Raw genomic sequence first — 1,049 nt, forward strand, 5'->3', positions numbered from 1 at the left:
CTGATGGCAAGGTGCATGTGTCCTTTAATGGCATCTTTACTCCACCAGAGGAAGCCGCTGTTTATGCGGTTCAACATGCGAAGGATAAAAATGAACCGCTTTATTTTGTTGTGTTCCCTCAAGCCGATTCTGCTATTTCAGAACTTCTGGTCGCGGGCTATCAGAAGTTTATGGAAAATAACTTTTGGGGTTTGACCAATTCAACACAAGAAGCAAAAGATTTGATGTATAGCTATGGTCTTACAGGATTAGAACTTTATGGACATAGTCGCGGGACAATGACATTGGGGAATATGCTGAATTCTTTCAAACAAGAAGGTGTTCACGGTATAGCCAACGAAAACACGACTATCAATCTCTATGGACCAGCCTTTAATGTTTTAGTTGCATCCGGTCTGTTAGGTTATGTGAGTGACGGCAAACAAACCACTGTTGGCTTTAATGGGAATAGATACGACTTTGTCAGCAGAATTATTGGCGGCAATGGCTATACCTACGAGACAATACCTGCTGGCAGTAACTGGTGGAAAGAATGGTGGAGAGTGGCTACAAATCCCATAAGTTCCCATACTTGTCTTGGAGATGTGGGTTATAAATGCCAAAAGTTTTATAGCACATCTCATTTAGAACAAGTTCCTTCAAGTAAATCATGGAGTAAAAAATGAAAAAACCTTTAAAATTATTGAGTACATTAACTCTATTAATCATCACTGGTTGTCAATTTAATAAAACTCCTACCTCCTCTATAGGAGCCTGGGAGAAATCGGGAGCAGATTTTACTGAGGTAGCAAAAGCATTATTAGAATGTGGCATGCCAACCCCTTATGATGTATTTCCAGAAAACAGAAAGCAGAGCATCAATGCAAAAGCAACAATTTATGCTTGCATGGTTCAATCAGGTTTCCGTGATAAAGTGGGGGGAGGGACTTGGTGCGAGAATCATAAAGCCGAAAACCTTCCCATTTGTCGTCTAGGTGCTGTCATACCACAGCGCAGTGTCAAGAAGCGTTTGAACAGCCCTTTTTGTAAAAAGTATAAAAATGCACCTG

At 40.7% G+C, this 1,049-nt stretch carries 2 protein-coding genes; both read left to right on the forward strand.

The window, feature by feature from the left end; genetic code table 11:
* A partial coding sequence (locus ACFIJZ_RS09865; protein WP_375631980.1) for a filamentous hemagglutinin occupies positions 1–665 on the forward strand: 665 nt, incomplete at its 5' end.
* A partial coding sequence (locus tag ACFIJZ_RS09870) for a hypothetical protein (protein ID WP_375631981.1) occupies positions 662–1,049 on the forward strand: 388 nt, incomplete at its 3' end. The genes ACFIJZ_RS09865 and ACFIJZ_RS09870, both read left to right, overlap by 4 nt.

The sequence above is a fragment of the Bartonella sp. CL70QHWL genome (assembly GCF_042194855.1).
GTDB lineage: Bacteria > Pseudomonadota > Alphaproteobacteria > Rhizobiales > Rhizobiaceae > Bartonella.